This window comes from Bradyrhizobium sp. Ken64, assembly GCF_055807555.1.
In genome coordinates, this window is record NZ_JBVVPA010000008.1 from 186,810 (window position 1) to 204,264 (window position 17,455).

Consider the following 17,455-nt stretch of genomic DNA (forward strand, 5'->3'; position numbering starts at 1 on the left):
GGCGCTAATATGCTCGCTGAGTCCTGCTACGCATCGAAGGGGATTATGTCCTCAGGTCTAAGGATCGCCCGACGAATAGAACGGTAGTCGTCGGGGGGGACGTCGACGTAGGAGCCCTCGTTCTCACCAGCGAGAAGTCCGCCCGGCGCACGAGAGGTCGAGATGAGATCGACATAACAGCCATAGTCGATCTTATATACGTGATAGCGTTTGCCGGGCTCGTCGTTTGAAGCGATGCTTTTCTTTAGCAGGTGAAGAAGGCGGGCATCGTACAAGCGGTCGATCTCGGCCGAACTGGAGGCTGCGGGAAAAAGGAACGCCCTGGTACGCCTATTTTCGATGACCTCGTTAATGATGTGATGGAGAACCTCTGCTAGCATGGGCGCGCTCTTAGTGACCGACATCTTGTCCTGTTGATACCACTCTCGCGCGGCCTTCCTCACGTCTGTAACAGCGATCTTGCGGCCGAAAGCGATACGTCCCATTGCCGCAGCCAAATTGAGAGCGTCGCGCGGGACCCCTTCGATTGCGCGAACATACTCCTCAAACGCCGTGACCTGAGTGAACGTTGCAGAGATCAACTTATCGGCTGTGTCGATGGCTGGATCGGCTCGCTCGCTTACCTGGTAGTGCTTAAAGAGTAGGTTCTTGAAGAACTCGGTGGCTCGACGCTGATCCACGTCGTACACGACGAAATCATCAAGGTTGATATCGGCGGTCACATCGGCTCCGATTTCGATGCCTACATATGATCCGCCATGGCCAAGCTCTGCGAATTGCGATCTGTGCTCGATCGCTGCGATTTTTACGATCATACGCGGTTGCGGGAGGATCGTGCGCCGTATCAGATCAGCTAGGTAGGGTTGCAGATCGATTGGTATCTCGCTCCATTCGTCGATGAGCAGCCAAATTGTTGGCGAACCGAGGACGTCCACCAACCCCGACAGCGCACCCTGAAGCGGCCCGAAATCTATGCTTATTGAAGCTTCTCCCGAATGTTTCGTCCGGCTCGTGTCACTGATAGCGTTTTTTCTGCTAAACCCGCCGGATAGCTCCACGGTCTTGCCGTCAGATTTCGCAGAAAGTGATTTGCTCGCTTCCTTAGCTTCCGAGGTGGTCCTTTCTTCCTCGACCGTCCCTTTAACTTCAACGGAGCGAATTGCGGAGCCGAGATCGTCAAGGCGCAAGGTGATTTGCTGAGCATCTCTCGCACTGTCGATTTGCTCAATAGCGATCGCGGTCAATTCCTGTTCGACAGCCTCAAGCACATCGATGATCAAGCGGGATGCCCGCTCAGCAAGAGTGCGCTTTCCATCCGCATAGATCGATCCGTTTGACCCAACAGACCGAAGGTCAATGTATATCGGCATGTCCTGACGAGCGCGGAGCGTCTCCGCCAGGTACTTAAGGGCGTGGGTTTTGCCTGTACCCCGCCTTCCGTAAAAAACCTGATGATTGCGGCTCGATAGTTGGATGAAGAGAGGCTCAGCATCTACGAATGTGCGAGCAAGTATATCCTGAGAAACCTTCTCGGCTCGACGATCGAATTGCATAAAGGCCGCTTGGATTTGCTGTACGATCTCGGCTTCGCCAGTAGCGTCAGGCATTGTCGCTTCCTCCAGTGCGCTGATCGACACGTCCTTCGCCAGAAGAGCGCCTCGTCATCACATCACATACCCGCGATAGGAACTCTTCCACCGTTAGCAACGTGTCGTCGATCCCAACCTCGTCTGCCACTTCCCATGTGGCGCGCTTCACGATGTGGTCGTCATGTGAAGTCGCATGGACGGCTCGCTCAAATAGGTCCCGAGTAGGAGGCGACACCTGCAACGCGGTGCGTGCGAAGGTGACGAACAGCCTCGCCTGTTTCAGCAGGTCCCGCGTTTGTTCGGGAACCACTTCGCACTGTTTGCTGCGAAATTCGGCCATATCGATGAAGTACTTTTGCAGCGTCTCAAGGGGGGCGTCGGCGTATAGTGTCATTGAAGATGGTCTCCCCATCCGAACTCAGATAGCCAGCCTAAAATTGAAGTGGCTCCTTCTCGCGGGCGTGACGGCCGTCAGTTTTTGGAGGAGGATGCCCAGGCTAGCTGTGCCCTGGCGAGTATAGCATCAGTATCACCGCGAGCATCAGCCATCAGGCGCGGTTTCGTCGTCACGGGCCTTGAAGTGCCTCGGTGCAGGACTTCTTCATTCTTGGCATGGTCGTCCGGGCCGATTACTCATCCATTCTTCAAAGGCGTTCGCGAGGGCGATGATCTGACCTGATCCGCGCGCGGCGACGGCTGGCAAAATCATTCTGCATCCGCTTAATAGGTCGGAACAACCAAGCTGGGTGGTGACGGGGCGGTAGGGGACCGAGCAGGGGAACGAGTGGAAAGTTTAATCAACTAATTGTAATATAATGGAATATTTTACGGGTTCGAATCCCACCCCTTCCGCCAGTATATTGTTTTCCACTGTTCGCAGTCGTTCGAACTCCACAGCAAATTCAGTAACTTGCGCCGAAGATCTGTACTTCGCAGTTCGTCGGTGTTCTCCCTACTCGGGATGCTGACCGTAGCTTTAGACCGTGGGTTCGGAGGACGATTTTCTCGGAGGAACGATGGCTGGAAGACTGAAACCACTTGACGCTGAGCGCCAAGACAAGCCCGGCAAATATGCCGACGGCGGGGGTCTCTAGTTGATCGTCAACGGACCGACCTCGAAGAGCTGGTCCTATCGATATTGGAAAGACGGCAAGGAGCGTTGGCACGGCCTCGGCTCGTTCAAGGATGTGTCGTTAAGGGATGCGCGGCTGGCCCGAGATGCAGCCCGTCTGCGCGTGAGAGGCGATCGTAGCACCGCTGGCGTGGACATCGTCCAGGAGAGGCGAAAGGAACGCGAAGAAACGAAAGCCGTCGAAACAAAAGAGGCGTTATCGACTTTCGAGGAGTGCGCGGAAGCCTACATCCGGACGAACTGGTCGACCTGGAGCGAGAAGCATCGCGACCAGTGGCCGTCCTCGCTCAAGCGCTACGCTTATCCCACCATCGGCAAGCTGACGATCCCGGAGATCAAACCGAGTCACATCCACGACCTTCTGAAGCCATCTGGGTAGAGAAGCGCGAGACTGCGAACCGCGTCCGCGGCCGAATTGAAACGATCATTGCGAAGAACGTCGATATCGACGATCCGGACTTCCGTAATCCGGCAGAGATCACAAGGCAGTTGCGCGAGAAGCTGCCAAAACGAGGCAAGCGGGTGGTTCGGCATCATCCGGCGTTGCCTTATTCCGAAGCGCCGGCCTTCATGAAGCTCCTTGCCGGCGCGCCCGGAACTGCCGCTGCCATGCTGCGCTTCTTAATCCTCACGGGGTGTCGCACCAACGAGGCGGTCGAAGCGCATTGGTCTGAGATCGATCGGCCGGGCTCGACCTGGAAAATCCCCGGCGAACGAATGAAGATGGACCAGGACCACCACGTTCCCTTGACGGATCCGGCGCTGTCGGTCCTCGACGGTATGCGCGCGAACGACGATGAGCAAAGCTTCGACGTCGTTTCCGCTTAGTGGTGATTGAACGAAGATGTTCGCTAGCCCCATGGGGCGCACGGGCCGTGAACGCCATGACACCGGCGGCCTCGCTAATTTCCAGCAAGTCGGCGGTGAGATCACCATGGGAGACATCGTCCTCCAGCAGACGTACGAGTTCGGCTCGGGATGCGACGGTTGCCATTCCCTCCTGTTCGCTCGCGTCCGGCCTGCTGCTCATTCGGCGAGGTACAGGCAGACATCACGCGCGCTTAGCGGCCAGCCGTTCGAGGAGGGCTACGGTAGTTGTCAGGCTCTGGGTCGGCGGTGTCATCTGATTGCCCACCTCGCGCGCCCGAGCGGCGCATCGTGACCCGAGAACGGTCCGCAGGTCATCGTGAAGGGTCTCCCGCGTCATGGCGGAGAAACGACGCGAGGTGCCGACCCCCAGGCGTTTGATCTGTGTAGCCCACACCGGCTGGTCGGCGCCCACCCAGAGCACAAGAGTTGGGACGCCGGATCGCACGCTGGCGGCAGTGGTGCCGGCGCCGCCATGGTGAACGATGGCCCGGCAGCGCGGTAAGAACTCGGCGTGGTTGACCGAAGGCACCATCATGGCGTCCTTCGTGGGAGCTCTGCCTTCAAGGCGCAAGACTCCCGAACAGATCAGCGCGCGCTCGCCGAGCTCCCGACACGTGTTTATGATCAGCGCAATGGTCTCGGCCGGTTTGTCGACCGGCATGCTGCCGAACCCGAAGTAAATTGGCGGGCGGTCAGCTCCGATCCAGGAACGCACGGACGCGTCGGAATGCGTGGCGGATTCCAGGGTCATCGCGCCGACCAAAGGTCTCTTCCAGCCCCATTGCTCCTCAAGCCCGGGAAAGAACACCTTGTCGTAGGCTTGAATCTCCAGCGCGCCATAGGCGACGAGTCGGCGCACGGCACGAATTTTGGACTCCGGAAGTCCCAAGGTCTGACGCTGTTCATCGTAGGCCGGCTTCAATAGGCGCCAGTGCGACCACTCGGCGACTGACCACAAGGGCTCGATCAAACTCGGGGGCAATTGAACCGGCAGCATGTGATTATTCGCCCTGACGGGGAAGTAATGCAGGGCGGCAAGGGGGACCCCTTGGGCCTCGGCCACATTGCCGGCGACCTCTTGATAAGTCGTTCCGCTGAGTATCAAATCAGAGCCGACTGCCAGCCTGGTGAGAGTCTCGCTCATTTCGGCCCAGCCGTTGGTGAGGTACTCTCGAGCCTGCCGCAGGACCTTGATGGGATTGCGCAACTTGAACCAGTCGTGGAAAATCTCCGCCTCTAGTTGCTGTTGGGAATCCGGGCCGTAAGAATCCACCGAAGATAAGCCAGCCGATTCAGCGAACCCAACGAGATTGGGAGGCACGGCCATGTTGATCTCATGACCGCGGCGCTGCAACTCGCGTGCAACGGCAGCGGCGGGTTCGATGTCTCCCCGTGTCCCGTGCACTGCGACGGTGAATTTAATAATCGCGCTCCGGTTTTCGCAGTTTCAAGTCATAGCAATCGCTTTGGTGTGGGCGCCGTCGGCTTGTTTCAGAGCTTACAGAAGAGCAGAACACGTGGATGTCAAGAGCCGCCTTTAATGCTAATTGACAGTCGTCCAGCGCATGGCTTACGGCTTTCTCAACGAGATATTTTCTTCATGGTCTGCGCGGATTGCTCGGAAATTGATGATAAAATGATGTCTCTGCCCCAAACCCTGAGCGATGGCGTACCCGCCGCCTCCGATCTATCCGCGCTAGCGATCGACCGCAGCGCCGGCTCGGGGCGCCGCAGCCGATTGCGCCGCATCCTGGTGCGGGTACTTCTCCTCGCCATGCTTGTCGGCATTGGGGTCGGAACGTGGGCGTGGCGCCGGCATGCGCAGATCGTCGTCGAGACGGCGGTCATCTACTCCGTCTATCCATCACAAGCATTGACGCTGTTGAACGCGACCGGGTACGTCGTTGCGCAACGCAAGGCATCCGTCGCCTCGAAGGCGACAGGCCGTCTCGAGTGGCTGGGCGTACTCGAAGGCAGCAAGGTGCAGGAGGGTGAGGTGATCGCCCGGCTCGAGAGCAGCGACACGCAGGCGATGCGCGACCAGGCAGCCGCTAACGTGCAGGTTGCGGAAGCCAACCTCGCCCAGGGGCGGGCGGAGCTCACCCAAGCGGAAATCGCGTTCAGGCGCTCCGAGGCCCTCGGCGAGAAGAACATCATAAGCGACTCGACGCGCGAAACCGCTGAGGCACGCCTCGCCAAGGCGCGAGCAGCGTTTGCCGGGTACGGGGCCGCCATCGCCGCTGCGCAAGCCAATCTCCGCGTGTCCGACGTTGCCGTCGGCCAGACCCTTATCCGAGCGCCCTTCGACGGCGTTGTCCTCACGCGGCACGCCAACGTAGGCGACACGATCACACCGTTCTCGCAGGCGGTCGACACCAAGGGCGCGGTCGTCACCATTGCCGACATGGACTCGCTTGAAGTGGAGGCCGACGTGGCGGAGTCGTCGTACCTGAGCATCCATGTGGGGCAACCGGTGGAGATCCAGCTGGACGCTATCCCCGCCGAGCGCTTCGAGGGCGTGGTTAGCCGGATGGTCCCAACCGTGGATCGCGCCAAGGCGTCAACCCTCGTAAAGATCCGGTTCAAGCAGCGCGACTCGCGGATGCTTCCGGAAATGAGCGCAAAGGTGGCCTTCCTCGATCGTGAACTCGCCGAGTCAGAGCGCAAGCCTATTCTTGCAGTGCCGATGGCGGCCGTCGTTGAGGAGGGTGGACGACAGCAGGTCTACGTCGTCGAGAATGGCAAAGCCCGTCTGCAGCCTGTGGATCTCGGTATGAAGGTGGGCGACCAGATCGAGGTACGTGACCTAAAGGCCGGCACACGAGTGGTGATCCGACCGCCGGAGGATCTTGATGATGGGCGCGCAGCCAAGCAGGCCACGAAGTGAGCATAACTGGCGTCTCCGAGGCGCCGAACGGGGAAGATGTGCTCATCGCGCTGCGCGACGTCAGCAAGGGCTATCGGCGCGGTGGGCAGATCGTCCCTGTCCTTTCCAAATTCACATTCGACATCCGTTGTAAGGAGTTCCTCGCCTTGATGGGCCCGTCGGGGTCGGGCAAGTCGACACTGCTCAACCTGATCGCCGGCATCGACAGTCCAGATCACGGCTCGATCAAGGTGGGTGGCGAGGACATCACGCGCCTCCCGGAAGCCGATCTCGCTGACTGGCGCGCGGCGAACGTGGGCTTCATATTCCAATTCTACAATCTGATGCCTGTGCTCACAGCGCTGGAGAACGTCGAGTTGCCTCTCACGCTCACCGGCCTAGGGCGGCGCGAACGCCGAGACCGCGCGCAACTCGCGCTCAGTCTCGTTGGCCTGAGCGATCGCGTCAAACATTTGCCCTCGGAACTCTCGGGCGGACAGCAGCAACGCGTGGCGATCGCGCGGGCGATCGTCACCGACCCGACGATGCTGGTGGCCGACGAGCCGACGGGCGACCTTGACCGGCAGTCCGCGGAGGAGGTGCTTGGAATTATGCAGCGGTTGAACCGCGAGATGGGCAAGACGATCGTGATGGTGACCCATGATGGCCGCGCGGCGGCGCATGCGAAGCGCATCATGCATCTGGAGAAGGGCGAGCTTTCTTACCTGGTGGAGCAGCGCCTTGAGTGAGTGCCAGCGATGAGCCAATGGCTCAAGCTCGTGGCGCGCAACGTCTTGCGCCACCGGCTCCGCACGTCACTGACGCTCTTCGGGCTCGTTGTTGCGATTCTCGCCTTTGGTGTGCTCCAGACCGTCGTCGACACGTGGTACGCGGGGGTTAATGGCGCCGTTCCTTCGCGGCTGCTGACCCGCAACGCCATGTCTTTCGCACTGCCGCTGCCACAAGCATATCACAAGCGCATAAGCGCTGTCGACGGCGTGCGACGCATCACCTACATGAACTGGTTCGGCGGCATCTACAAGGATCCGAAGAATTTCTTCCCGCAGTTTGCGATCGACGCCGCGAGCTATCTCGATATGCACCCCGAGATCCTCGTTTCGGACGAGGTACGGCGCGCCTTCCTGCGCGACCGCCGCGGCGCGATCGTAGGACGCAAACTCGCCGACCGCTACGGCTTCAAGCCAGGCAATGTGATTCAGCTACGCGGGACGATTTTCCCCGGTAACTGGGAGTTCGTGATCGATGGCGTCTTTGACGGCCGAGACCCTAAAACCGACACCTCGCATCTTTACTTCCGCTGGGATTACCTGAACGAAACACTCCGTGTGCGTTCCAAGGCACAGGCTGACCAGGTTGGGTTCTTCGTCGTGGACGTCGTCAGCATTGACCGCGTCGCGGAAGTCAGTCAGGCAATCGACGCAGTGTTCCGGAACTCGTTTGCCGAGACGCTCACCGAGACTGAGCGCACTTTCCAGATCGGCTTCGTGAAGCAGACCGAAGCGATGCTCATTTCCATTCGGATCGTCTCATTCGTGGTTATCTTTATAATCTTGTCCGTTATGGCAAACACAATGGCGATGACGGCGCGCGAGCGACTCCGCGAGTATGCAACGCTGAAGGCCATTGGCTTCAGCCCCGGCTACGTGGCACGATTGATCCTTGGCGAATCCGTCGTGATAGCATCGATCGGTGGCGCGATCGCTATCGGGCTCACGCCCCCGGTTGCCGCGCACCTGGCCGTACTCTCCGCGACGCTCTTCCCAGCACTGATCGTGAGCGTCAGCACTGTCATGTTGCAGGCACTTTCGGCCTTGGTGGTCGGGGCCCTCGCCGCGGTATTTCCAATGCACCGGGCAGCACGTGTCAGCATCGTCAATGGTCTTCGGGCGTTGGGCTGAACATGCCGTTGCTGCTCGCCTACAGCTGGCGCAACCTGCAGATGCGCAAATTCACCAATTTTCTCACCGCGACAGGCATGGCCCTTGTGGTGTTTGTCTACGCTGCCGTGCTCATGCTTGACTCCGGACTCAAGCGAACTCTCGTCGCCACCGGCGAGGACACGAACGTCATTTTCGTACGCCGCTCCGCGGAAGTCGAGATCCAGAGCCTGATCGACCGTCTGCAGGCCAGGATCATCGAAAGCCAGCCCGAGGTGATCATCGGGGCCGAAGGCGCGCCGCTCGTATCGAAGGAAGTGGCTGTGCTGATCGCGCGGCCAAGAAGCAAGACCAAACAGGCGAGCAACATTTTGGTCCGCGGCGTTGGTCCAGCCGTTCTGGCTGTGCGTCCGCAGGTGCGGCTCGCGGAGGGACGCATGTTTCGCCCGGGATCGGACGAGATCGTAATGGGCGGAGCGCTCGCGGGGCGTTTCGAGGACCTCGAGATTGGATCAAGCCTCAGGTTCGCTCACCGCGAATGGAAGATCGTAGGCCGGTTCGACGCGGGGGGCAGCGGGTTCGACTCCGAGATCTGGTGCGATAACGAGCAGCTCATGCAGTCGTTTCGGCGAGACTTTTTCTCCTCGGTCACGGTGCGCCTCGCTGATCGCTCCAGCTTTGATGCGCTCAAGGCGCGCCTCGAATCGGATCCCCGCCTTACCATCCAAGCCAAGCGCGAGCGCGTCTTCTATGAGGAGCAGTCGCGCCTGCTCTCCGGGTTCATTCGGCTGCTCGGGATCACTCTCTCGGTGATGTTCTCACTGGGCGCGGTCATTGGCGCGACGATAACGATGTACGCGGCCGTCGCCAGCCGCATGGTGGAGGTCGGGGTCCTGCGCGCGCTCGGATTTCGGCGCTCGCGGATCCTCATGGCTTTCCTTGTCGAGGCGCTGCTGCTCGCGCTGGTCGGCTGGGTGGTGGGGCTTTCGTTCGCATCGCTCATGATGCAGGTGAAGATAACGACGCTCAACTGGACGTCGCTCTCCGAGCTCGCATTTCGGTTTGTCCTGACGCCCGGGATCGTGCTGCGGTCGCTCGTCTTCGCGCTTGTGATGGGCTTTCTCGGCGGCTTCCTGCCGGCTGTACGGGCCGCCCGCATGAAGATCGTTGACGCGCTACGCGTCGCTTGAGTGTTCGGCAGCCGCTTTGGCCGGCATGCGGTGCACCTTGGTGCTCGGCAACAGTTAATCGGTCAAGCCCCACCTTCCGTTGCGCCAAGTCTTGGCCAAGGATGTAACGTCCCCTCTTGTTTATCCGTTATCGTCAACTGACCGTCCCGCACAGGCCCATGTCCGCGAGCGCATCGCGCACCAATGGTGCCAATTCGGCGCGTGTCGTTGCGCCGTCTGGCACGTAGCCGGACACGGTAAAGCAAAGCCGTTCACCGAGACGGTAGCACCCGATGAACAGCACGCCGCCCAGCCGTTGGAGGTCCGGGACCGTGTAGTGCTCCAGAATGGAGAGCTGCAGAAGCAATGCCTCGCCGCAGGGGCGGTTCACGTCCAGCGGCAACTCGCCTACCAGGCTACAGCCAACGGGCAGGCCCGCGCCGAGCGCCTCCCGCTCCAGACGACGCACCAGCCACAGCGGCACATACGGAATCAGCGGAAACAGCGGCGACAGATCATCGCCGTGCCGGATCAGCGAGGCCAGCGCAGCCTTGAGATCTCGCTGTAAGCCGCGCGGATCGTTGCGGCAAGCCTCGGGGTCCGCCATCACTGTGATCGACCGCAGCGCGTTGCCGCGCCGGTCATCTGAACGGCGGTCACTGACCGGCAGCACCAGCTTCGCCCGTCCTGAGGCGTCCACGCGGCCCACCCGGAAAGCGATCCGTGCTGCGAACGCCACGATCAGCGTGTTGCTTGCCACGCCCAGATCCGACGCGCGCTGTTGGCAAGCCGCTGCGTCCATGACCACCTCAACAAGTGGCACATCCGCTGCCGGCTCAAAGTGATCGTGGCTGGTTCGAGCGCGGGAGCTCGGACGCGACACGCCCGCGCTCCCATTGCGCGACCGCCGCACGAGAGCCACCAGAGCGCGCCAAACGCCAGGCAGGGCGCGTAAGCTCTCTACACCGTCGCGCGCCAGCATCACTGGAGACCAGCGCCACGACGGGGTTGGGAGTCCATGGTCGGCATGTCGTCCAGCCACCGCGTCAGCGATGGCCAGATTGGTGGCTTGCATGTCAGCGATCGTGTGCGACACCAGCATGATCAGTGCGCAGCCACCGTCCTCAAGCGCTTGGACGGCCAGGCGCCAACCTGGTCCGCGCTCGGGATCCACAGGTAAATCGAGCAGCATACGGCGCAACTCAAGCAGCCTCTCATTGGGGAGCGGGTCGCGAAACCATGTCACTGGGCCCGGCACAGGGTTGGCCACCCAACGGTGCCGCCCCCATGGCAATGGTGAACGCTGCAGGAGGCGTCCTAGCAACCCTCGTGCGAGGCGCTCGCTGAACTGTCTCACGGCGGCTTCGTCGATCGGGTGGGGATATAACCAGGTGATCTGCAGCGCTGGCCCGCGTCCGAGCGCGCGCAATCCAACGAATGAGCCTTGGTCCATATAGCACAGCACGTCATCTGCGCCGGCGTCGCGGGCCCCGCTGCGGCGTTCGCGCAACTTGTTGGCAGAAGAAGGGTTCACCTCTTGAGCCCCTGTCTCTTAGCTGCACGATGAGATTGCCGCATCAAGGCCGGTAATTCCAGGCGATGTACGAACGCTGCGCGCCGCGTGTTCCCGACAGCCCGGTCTCCGGAAGCCACCGCACGGCATCACCCTTTGCCAGCAGGCGAGAGCGTTGGCAACGATGAAAACGCAGGTCGCGCGTGCGCGTGGGCTCGGGCGGTTGTCGAGCAGATCGGTGGTGTGGCGGTCGAGCAGTCGCAATCGGCCGGGATAAGTCGGATGCGGGATCACGAACCTCAGACGCTATCAGGCTAAATAGTTGTCGTACTTCAGAGCTCAGGAATTGCCGCAGCCCGAAAAAACGATCTCTGACGACGCTATCGGCTTGTCAGTCGCTTGTCGAAAGGCAGCCCCAAAGCTTCAGGCCTCAATGATCGCATCGAGTCCGAAGTCGGCGAGTATCAGGGAGGTCACGCGACGAAGTTCGTCGGTCGTGGTTGGCGTTGGTTCCAACTGGCAGGCCTCGATGCAGAGGGAAATGGTCTTCTCGAAACGCGAGGCCACAACAACGAGATGACCGTGGGAGCGCTCCAGGTCTTGGCGCGTGACGTTGACATCCACCGCTCGTGTCAGCACATGGCGGCACGGCGCGCCGTCTATGCGCGCGAGCCCGCCCGGCAGCATTCCCAGGTCGGAACAGCTTACTGGCAGCTCACCGCCATAATTGAACACCCGGTTCACGAGCATCTTCGCGGCCGTGCGCGGCATCCAGGCGATCGCCGGCAGGGACGAAACCAGTGCGGCGGTCGGATTGTTCTTCGCACCGCGAAGAAGCGCCTTGAGCGGCGCATTCACGGGCCGCAGGTCGGTGGTCAGGCCTGCAGGCGCGATGTTCATCATATGGAATTCGATCGCCAGCGCTCGTTCGTCCTCCAGCCCACGCCTTCGGTTTATGGGAACAAGCAGGCTGATAGCGCCGTCGGAGAAACGGCGCCTGCCGAGAGTCGACGCGAGCGACGCTACGAAGCCCGGCAGCAGCGTATTCAAGCCGCCCCCCAGCCGCTGCTCGCACGCGAACCAGGCACGCGATTCAACAGTGACCGCGACGGCCGGAAGCTCGACGATCGTTGATGGGTCATGACCCGGTTCGGCGGCAGTAACCGCCGGCCTCTGTAGAGAGGCGGCGGGCCTGTACCAGTACGCGTGCGCACTCTGAGCGAGTGCGGCAATCGTGCGCGGAGCGTCGGCGAGGATCTGCCAAGCGTCCGACACGCACCCGGACAGCCGCCCGCGGGCGCCTTTAGGCAAATACCGGTTCGGGACGCCGATGCCGTTTGTAGCAGCCTCGATAGCGCGCAAGGCTCCCATTCCGTCGAGGAGTACGTGGGATCCGACGATGCTCACGGCTGTGCTGCCATCGTCGAACGGCTGGATGGCCATTCGCCAACCCGGACCGATGACCGGGTCTATGGGCGTGCGCGCGTGCCGATTAGCCCACTGCAGGAGCCGCGATCGTGGCAGCAGGTCCGAACTCTGCTCGGGCAGAATGGGCGTCTCCGCCGGCTTCACCCAACGAGGCCTTCCACCAGGCAAGGCTGACGGCTCAATGAGCCGATTGAAGGACAGTGCGGAGAGCCGTTCAATTGTTCGCGCCAGCGGGGCAAGATTCACGTCACGATCATAGAGCCAGAGGCATTGCATCAACTGCCTCCGGCCGGTGACCCTGAACAATTCGTAGGCCACCTGGTCCACCCAGGCGAGGCGGTGCCGCGCGTATGCAGGGGCGTCGGGCGTGCTCGTCTCAAGCATCGAAAAACTCGCCATGGAGTTCGTAGTCAGCCAAGAGGCGTTCGACGAGGGCACGAAGATGCTGAGGGCTCGTTACCACGCCGGGCTGGTAGGCAACGAAGCTCAGGACGATAAACCCGGGAATGATGCCTGCGAAGAGGGTCGCCACACCATGGCGCTCCTCGATCGCGCGCCGCTCGACCGGACGGTCGATGCCGCGAAAGCAGAAACGATCGGCCGCGCCGCCATCGATCCGGAGCACGCCCTCGGGACAGTGACCCAAGTTGGAACAGGTGACCGGCAGGTCACCGAGCGCGGCAAACGCCAGACGGGTGGCAGCCGAAAATGCGCGTCTGGGCACAAAAGGCACCAAGGGCAGCAGTGCGGCAAGTCGATTGGGTTCGCGTCTCGTCCGCAGCAGCGTAGCCCGCAGACGCCGCTGAAACGTATGCAGGCGCCCTCGCAGTTCGCCGACACGCACCTTCAAAGTGGCAAGCGCGACCCCGTTCCCGCCGGTGTGCGGCAGACCCGCTCGTTCACTCACGGGAATCAGCAAGGTGACATTATCATCGCGAACGCGACCGAGCGCTTCGGCAAACGCCGCGGTGACCGCGGTCAGGAGCGTGAACCGGCTCCCACCGCGGCACTGTGCTCTGGCGTCCCAGAGGGATGTGGGCAGGCGTATGAAGGCCGACGGAAATACGATTCTCTGGTTGTCGGCGATCGTCACGACTGGCAACGCGGTGGGTGCGGTGTATGTGGGGCGCGAGGTGTATGCCGCATCGGCCAGTTGGGCGAGCGCCCGGAGCGTCGCCGGCGTGTCCCGCACCATGCGTTGGAGTTCGGCACCCAGTATTGTCGCGGCGCGGCGCGCCGACCAGACTGACCATGCGGGAGAGAGTGGCGGCCGTCGCACGCCTCGCACGGCTTCGCTGATGGCCGTTAAAACTGTCAGTCCGTCCGAGATGCAGTGCGAAACCACGAGCGAGACCACGGTGGAGCCGTCGGTGAAGGTTTGGAACGTGAAGGTCCATGCTGGTCCCCGCGCGGGGTCCAAGGGAAGCTCCACCTGCGCGTCGGCCCACGCCTGCATCGCCTCAAGGGCAAGCGGCGCCTCGGCAACAGCGAGAGCAGCGGATGGGGCTGGCGCGCTCACCCATTGGTGCCGCCCGAACGGAAGCAGCGCCGGCCGGATCAGCCGCGCGAGCAGCCCGAGCGCGAGATTGTCGCGGAACTGTGTCAGCGCGTCCAGGTCCACAGGCCGGAGATAGCGCCACAGCGCCTGAATGACCGCATGCTGCCCGAGTGAGGTATGCGCAAGGTAAATGCCCTGGTCCGCGAAAGACACGAAGGGCGGCGGCAGGTTCGGCACGTTCTCTGGATGAGACGTCGCGTGGGTCATCGTTAACCGCCGACATGAGAGTACGTCGGCATCAATGCGTCGGCCGCCTGGCGGCATGCGCCCGTAAGCGTCTTGACATACCGGTGCATCGAGGCGCGGGCTGTCCCGTTTGCCGGATAAGCCGCCGTCAGCGAGAGCCCGCGATGCGTACGGAAGAACCAGAGCGCAACCTGCGCGGCCATGCCTTGGTTGATATAGCCTCGCCCATTCCCCTGCTGCAATTCGCGCGCAACGTGCGCACTGCGCGGAGGAAAGTTCGCGTCCATATAGGATAGCATGACGCCACCTGTGGCGACGGATCGAATCGTCGGCAGCCCGGCGGCGAGTTCAAGTACGAGCTCGATCGGCACGTGGGCAAGGCCTCGCCGTTCGTCAAAGTTACGCTGGGCTGTGAAGGCGAGTTGCGCAAACGTTCGTTCCTGGACCTCGAAATCGATGGGCACCAATCCCACGCACCAGCCGGTCGTCCTGAAACCCGGTGCCGATCTTCGCGTCGTTGTGGGAGTGACAATACTGTAGCGCAAGCGCCCAGCCAATTCCCGTTCGGTCAGGGCCGCGCAGGCCAACAGGCCGCCGATCACTCGCGCGCCGGAAGCGTGGCATGCGGACTCGAACGCGGCCATGACGGCATCATCGAGGACATCCACGTGTACATACTCGGCCTGATAGCGATCCTCCAGCACCCCGAGCGGCAACGCGAAAGACGGCGTCCGCCCATCGTTGCGATGCAGGAACGCGATCCACTCCTTCACCTCAGGATCCGCTAACGTTGTCGCGGCCGCGCGCTGGCGCTGACTGCTGCAGTAAGCTAGATAGCTCCCCGGCGGACCGAATTGAAGCGACGTCTGGCCGTCGCGCACAGCGCGATACGCTGAGCGGATCTCCGCCATCAGAAAAGCGACAACGGTCGCATCGGCGTGCAAGTGGTCAATGCTTGCGAAGCAAGTGAACCCCGTTGTGTGCTGGAGAGCGCCGAAGCGAAAGCAATCCCACGCGAACGGTGCAGGGGTCGCAATGACATGCTCTTGCCAATCCTCCGCGCTGACCTCACCCAGCGTCGAACAGTCCATCTCGATCGCCGCTGGATTGGTCAGCACGTGTCGTACTATTGCTTCGCCGCGCTCCTCGAACCAGCTATGATAAGTGTCGTGCCTACGCAGATGTGCAGTCACGACATGGGTCATGGCCCTGAGGTCACACCGGCCGGCTTCGTCCCACACAACGACAAGCAGCCGCGCCATCGACTCGTGCCGCTGCTCACACGCGCGGAAGGCGCGCAGATGCTGTTGCTGTTCGTAACTGGGTAACACGGGCGACACCGGTGCGAGCTTCGCACTTTCCATTGATGCAGCAGACGGGCGCCAGAGAGTCAGCGTCGCAGGAGGTCCTGACCAGTCGTGCAGCGGACGCAGATCAGTCATGGGCAACTGCTTCGGCCAGATGCAGTTCTTGCATCACCCCAGCTTGTCGGCCAGTGCGCGTACAGTCGTCACGTCCCGGGCGGGGAGCCGAATGCCGGTGTCCGCTTCGAGTGCGATCAGCAGTTGGAGCGTCCCGAGTGAGTCGAGGTCGCAATCGCAAAATGCGCGGCCTGGATTCCCTCTGCGGCGCAAGATGACACCGAGATCCTCGATGATCAGATGCCGCAACAACGCGGGCCGCTCGACGGGCGGCGTGCGTCGGAACTCCAGGCGAAGGCGGCCCGCCGATTCGGCCGCTGCCCCCAAATCCCGCAACGTGGCCGCTCCGGATGGACTCCGCTGCGTCTGGCGAGACGATATATCCCGGTAGTCTGCAGCCGATGCCGACAGCAATAGCACTCACAATCGAAACCTTCTTCCGGCAGATAATTACAATCCAAATGCAATGATAAACTAGAAGCCGTATGAGGCGCCATGCCATTTCTGGCACTGAGCATTTGAGCCAAGAGCCGGTGAGAAAAAAGAAAACAATGTTTGATCGGTCGAGCGCGAGGCGCTCATGCGGTCGAGTTTTCAACTTCCTCTCTGCCGTAAGGGCGGCCCAACCGCCTTCGGTATCGAGCGCAGAGATCCAACCAACGTCTTTTGTATTTGCCGGGAATTTGTCGCGAAGCGCGACGAATTCATGCTCGTCCAATAGAGGTTGAAAACTTCGCGCAAGCGATGGACTGGGGTTATTGTCCACCAACAGCTTCAAGCAGCGAGCTTTCTTTCGAACGTGACCGCGCTACGCACCTCAGCGGCGCTTACCTCGTACAGCTTGACAACCTTGGCGACCGACCCTTCTACCTCGACTGCCCGATTTAACACCTCGGTCGGAACGCCGGACGCGGCGATGGGGCGGCCAAATGAGCGTGTTGGGTCAATGACGACGGACTTATGAGGCATCCCGAGAGGGAGCCATCGCGCGACGGCAGACGCATCGAATTCCAAATCCTTGAGACTCGGTTCGACGATGGTACGAAAGACATTTTGCCGTCGGCGAAGGTCGACCAGCTTTGCTTCCTGAATGCCTTCGGTGATTTCAAGGAAGATCGTTTTGCCATCGGTGCGAAACTTTTGCGTCGAGAACGGACGCTCGTCATGCACTTCTTCGGCCGCGCGCTGATAACATTCTCGAATAGTTGGCAGGGCCAACCCGATGTCGCGAAATGCCTTGACGAACCGAAGCTCGATCAGGTCGCGGAAGCTGAGTTCGATTAAATCGTCGTCCTTCGAATAGTCCGGCCGCCAGAGCGGCTCGGAGTGCCCTCCGGCTTCTTCGGTCCCGAAGTCATACCCGCGCAGCCAGCGAACCACGGTGCTCCGGGAAACGTGACGAACAGGCGCGGAGCCGCGGCTGAAATTCAGAAGGCGCAGGCCCTCAGAGGCGCTATAGGCCCCCCGGCTTAAGGCATCAGATTCCTTCGACTCTGGCTTACGCATTCTCAAACCTTTAGCGGATTGCCTTGGCCGATGGAAGCGCCGGCGGCAGCGCTGAGGACACAGCAGACGGGTTTTAGGCGCTCGGAGGTACGCAAGCCACCCCACTGAAGCAGCGGGCTTTAGTCCTTGATTCGGCTCTCACCCACATCTTTCAGGATCGCCTCGCAAGTCGTAATCACTTGCCTCTTGCGTTCGATTGCCTCTTGGGTCACGTCTCTCCAGGCCTTGCTAGCCTCGCGCTCTCCAAGCTCCATTCTGCCTGAGATCGGTCGCGAGGCCGGCGGAGAAGTCGAATAATTCAGCGAGATTGACAGGCCCC

15 protein-coding genes and 1 pseudogene are annotated in these 17,455 nt (G+C 61.2%); 6 read left to right on the forward strand and 10 right to left on the reverse strand.

Annotated features, from left to right (window positions below; genetic code table 11):
* Positions 1-26: 26 nt before the first annotated feature.
* Together AC0L2F_RS16455 and AC0L2F_RS16460 are read right to left on the reverse strand one after the other, a co-directional pair.
* Complete coding sequence (locus AC0L2F_RS16455) at positions 27-1,637, reverse strand: ORC-CDC6 family AAA ATPase (protein ID WP_473249050.1); 1,611 nt, start codon at positions 1,635-1,637, stop codon at positions 27-29.
* Complete coding sequence (locus AC0L2F_RS16460; protein ID WP_473249051.1) at positions 1,600-1,983, reverse strand: hypothetical protein; 384 nt, start codon at positions 1,981-1,983, stop codon at positions 1,600-1,602. The genes AC0L2F_RS16455 and AC0L2F_RS16460 overlap by 38 nt, the downstream gene beginning before the upstream one ends.
* A 700-nt stretch (positions 1,984-2,683) precedes the next feature.
* On the opposite strand from AC0L2F_RS16460, the gene AC0L2F_RS16465 reads away from it, so the two are divergent.
* Together AC0L2F_RS16465 and AC0L2F_RS16470 are read left to right on the forward strand one after the other, a co-directional pair.
* Complete coding sequence (locus tag AC0L2F_RS16465) at positions 2,684-3,100, forward strand: tyrosine-type recombinase/integrase (RefSeq protein ID WP_473249052.1); 417 nt, start codon at positions 2,684-2,686, stop codon at positions 3,098-3,100.
* A 110-nt stretch (positions 3,101-3,210) separates the two neighbouring features.
* Positions 3,211-3,549, forward strand: a complete 339-nt coding sequence (locus AC0L2F_RS16470; RefSeq protein WP_473249053.1) for a tyrosine-type recombinase/integrase — start codon at positions 3,211-3,213, stop codon at positions 3,547-3,549.
* Between the two features lie 223 nt (positions 3,550-3,772).
* Here AC0L2F_RS16470 and AC0L2F_RS16475 read toward each other — a convergent pair whose 3' ends face one another.
* Positions 3,773-4,996 carry a glycosyltransferase gene (locus tag AC0L2F_RS16475; RefSeq protein ID WP_473249054.1) on the reverse strand — a complete coding sequence of 408 codons (1,224 nt, stop codon included), beginning with the start codon at positions 4,994-4,996 and terminating at the stop codon, positions 3,773-3,775.
* A 195-nt stretch (positions 4,997-5,191) separates the two neighbouring features.
* Here AC0L2F_RS16475 and AC0L2F_RS16480 point away from each other — a divergent pair, with 195 nt between their 5' ends.
* Genes AC0L2F_RS16480 through AC0L2F_RS16495 form a run of 4 tightly spaced genes read left to right on the forward strand, consistent with a single transcriptional unit; the run spans position 5,192 to position 9,545 of the window.
* Positions 5,192-6,478 carry an efflux RND transporter periplasmic adaptor subunit gene (locus AC0L2F_RS16480; protein WP_473249055.1) on the forward strand — a complete coding sequence of 429 codons (1,287 nt, stop codon included), beginning with the start codon at positions 5,192-5,194 and terminating at the stop codon, positions 6,476-6,478.
* Positions 6,475-7,206: an ABC transporter ATP-binding protein gene (locus AC0L2F_RS16485; RefSeq protein WP_473249056.1), complete on the forward strand. Its 732-nt coding sequence runs from the start codon at positions 6,475-6,477 to the stop codon at positions 7,204-7,206. The genes AC0L2F_RS16480 and AC0L2F_RS16485 overlap by 4 nt, the downstream gene beginning before the upstream one ends.
* A gap of 9 nt (positions 7,207-7,215) precedes the next feature.
* Complete coding sequence (locus AC0L2F_RS16490; protein ID WP_007610423.1) at positions 7,216-8,376, forward strand: ABC transporter permease; 1,161 nt, start codon at positions 7,216-7,218, stop codon at positions 8,374-8,376.
* 2 nt (positions 8,377-8,378) lie between these two features.
* Complete coding sequence (locus tag AC0L2F_RS16495; protein WP_473249057.1) at positions 8,379-9,545, forward strand: ABC transporter permease; 1,167 nt, start codon at positions 8,379-8,381, stop codon at positions 9,543-9,545.
* Between the two features lie 133 nt (positions 9,546-9,678).
* On the opposite strand, the gene AC0L2F_RS16500 is transcribed toward AC0L2F_RS16495, so the two are convergent.
* The 7 genes and pseudogenes from AC0L2F_RS16500 to AC0L2F_RS16530 all read right to left on the reverse strand — a co-directional run bounded on the left by AC0L2F_RS16500 (position 9,679) and on the right by AC0L2F_RS16530 (position 17,136).
* A complete protein-coding gene (locus tag AC0L2F_RS16500; RefSeq protein ID WP_473249058.1) occupies positions 9,679-10,716 on the reverse strand; it encodes a hypothetical protein in 1,038 nt (345 codons plus the stop codon).
* A gap of 744 nt (positions 10,717-11,460) precedes the next feature.
* Complete coding sequence (locus AC0L2F_RS16505; protein ID WP_473249059.1) at positions 11,461-12,849, reverse strand: hypothetical protein; 1,389 nt, start codon at positions 12,847-12,849, stop codon at positions 11,461-11,463.
* Positions 12,842-14,230 (reverse strand): hypothetical protein, encoded by a 1,389-nt coding sequence (locus AC0L2F_RS16510; protein WP_473249060.1) that lies wholly within the window; start codon positions 14,228-14,230, stop codon positions 12,842-12,844. Before AC0L2F_RS16510 ends, AC0L2F_RS16505 begins: the two co-directional genes overlap by 8 nt.
* A gap of 2 nt (positions 14,231-14,232) precedes the next feature.
* Entirely contained in the window at positions 14,233-15,651 is a 1,419-nt protein-coding gene (locus tag AC0L2F_RS16515; RefSeq protein ID WP_473249061.1) for a condensation domain-containing protein, read from the reverse strand.
* Positions 15,652-15,684: 33 nt separating this feature from the next.
* Positions 15,685-15,966 (reverse strand): acyl carrier protein, encoded by a 282-nt coding sequence (locus AC0L2F_RS16520; protein WP_473249062.1) that lies wholly within the window; start codon positions 15,964-15,966, stop codon positions 15,685-15,687.
* A gap of 208 nt (positions 15,967-16,174) precedes the next feature.
* Positions 16,175-16,396 (reverse strand): annotated as a pseudogene (locus tag AC0L2F_RS16525) (PIN-like domain-containing protein); the annotation flags it as partial.
* Positions 16,397-16,404: 8 nt separating this feature from the next.
* The gene (locus AC0L2F_RS16530; RefSeq protein ID WP_473249063.1) at positions 16,405-17,136 is read right to left on the reverse strand and encodes a hypothetical protein; all 732 of its coding nucleotides are present in this window, start codon (positions 17,134-17,136) and stop codon (positions 16,405-16,407) included.
* Positions 17,137-17,455 lie beyond the last annotated feature (319 nt).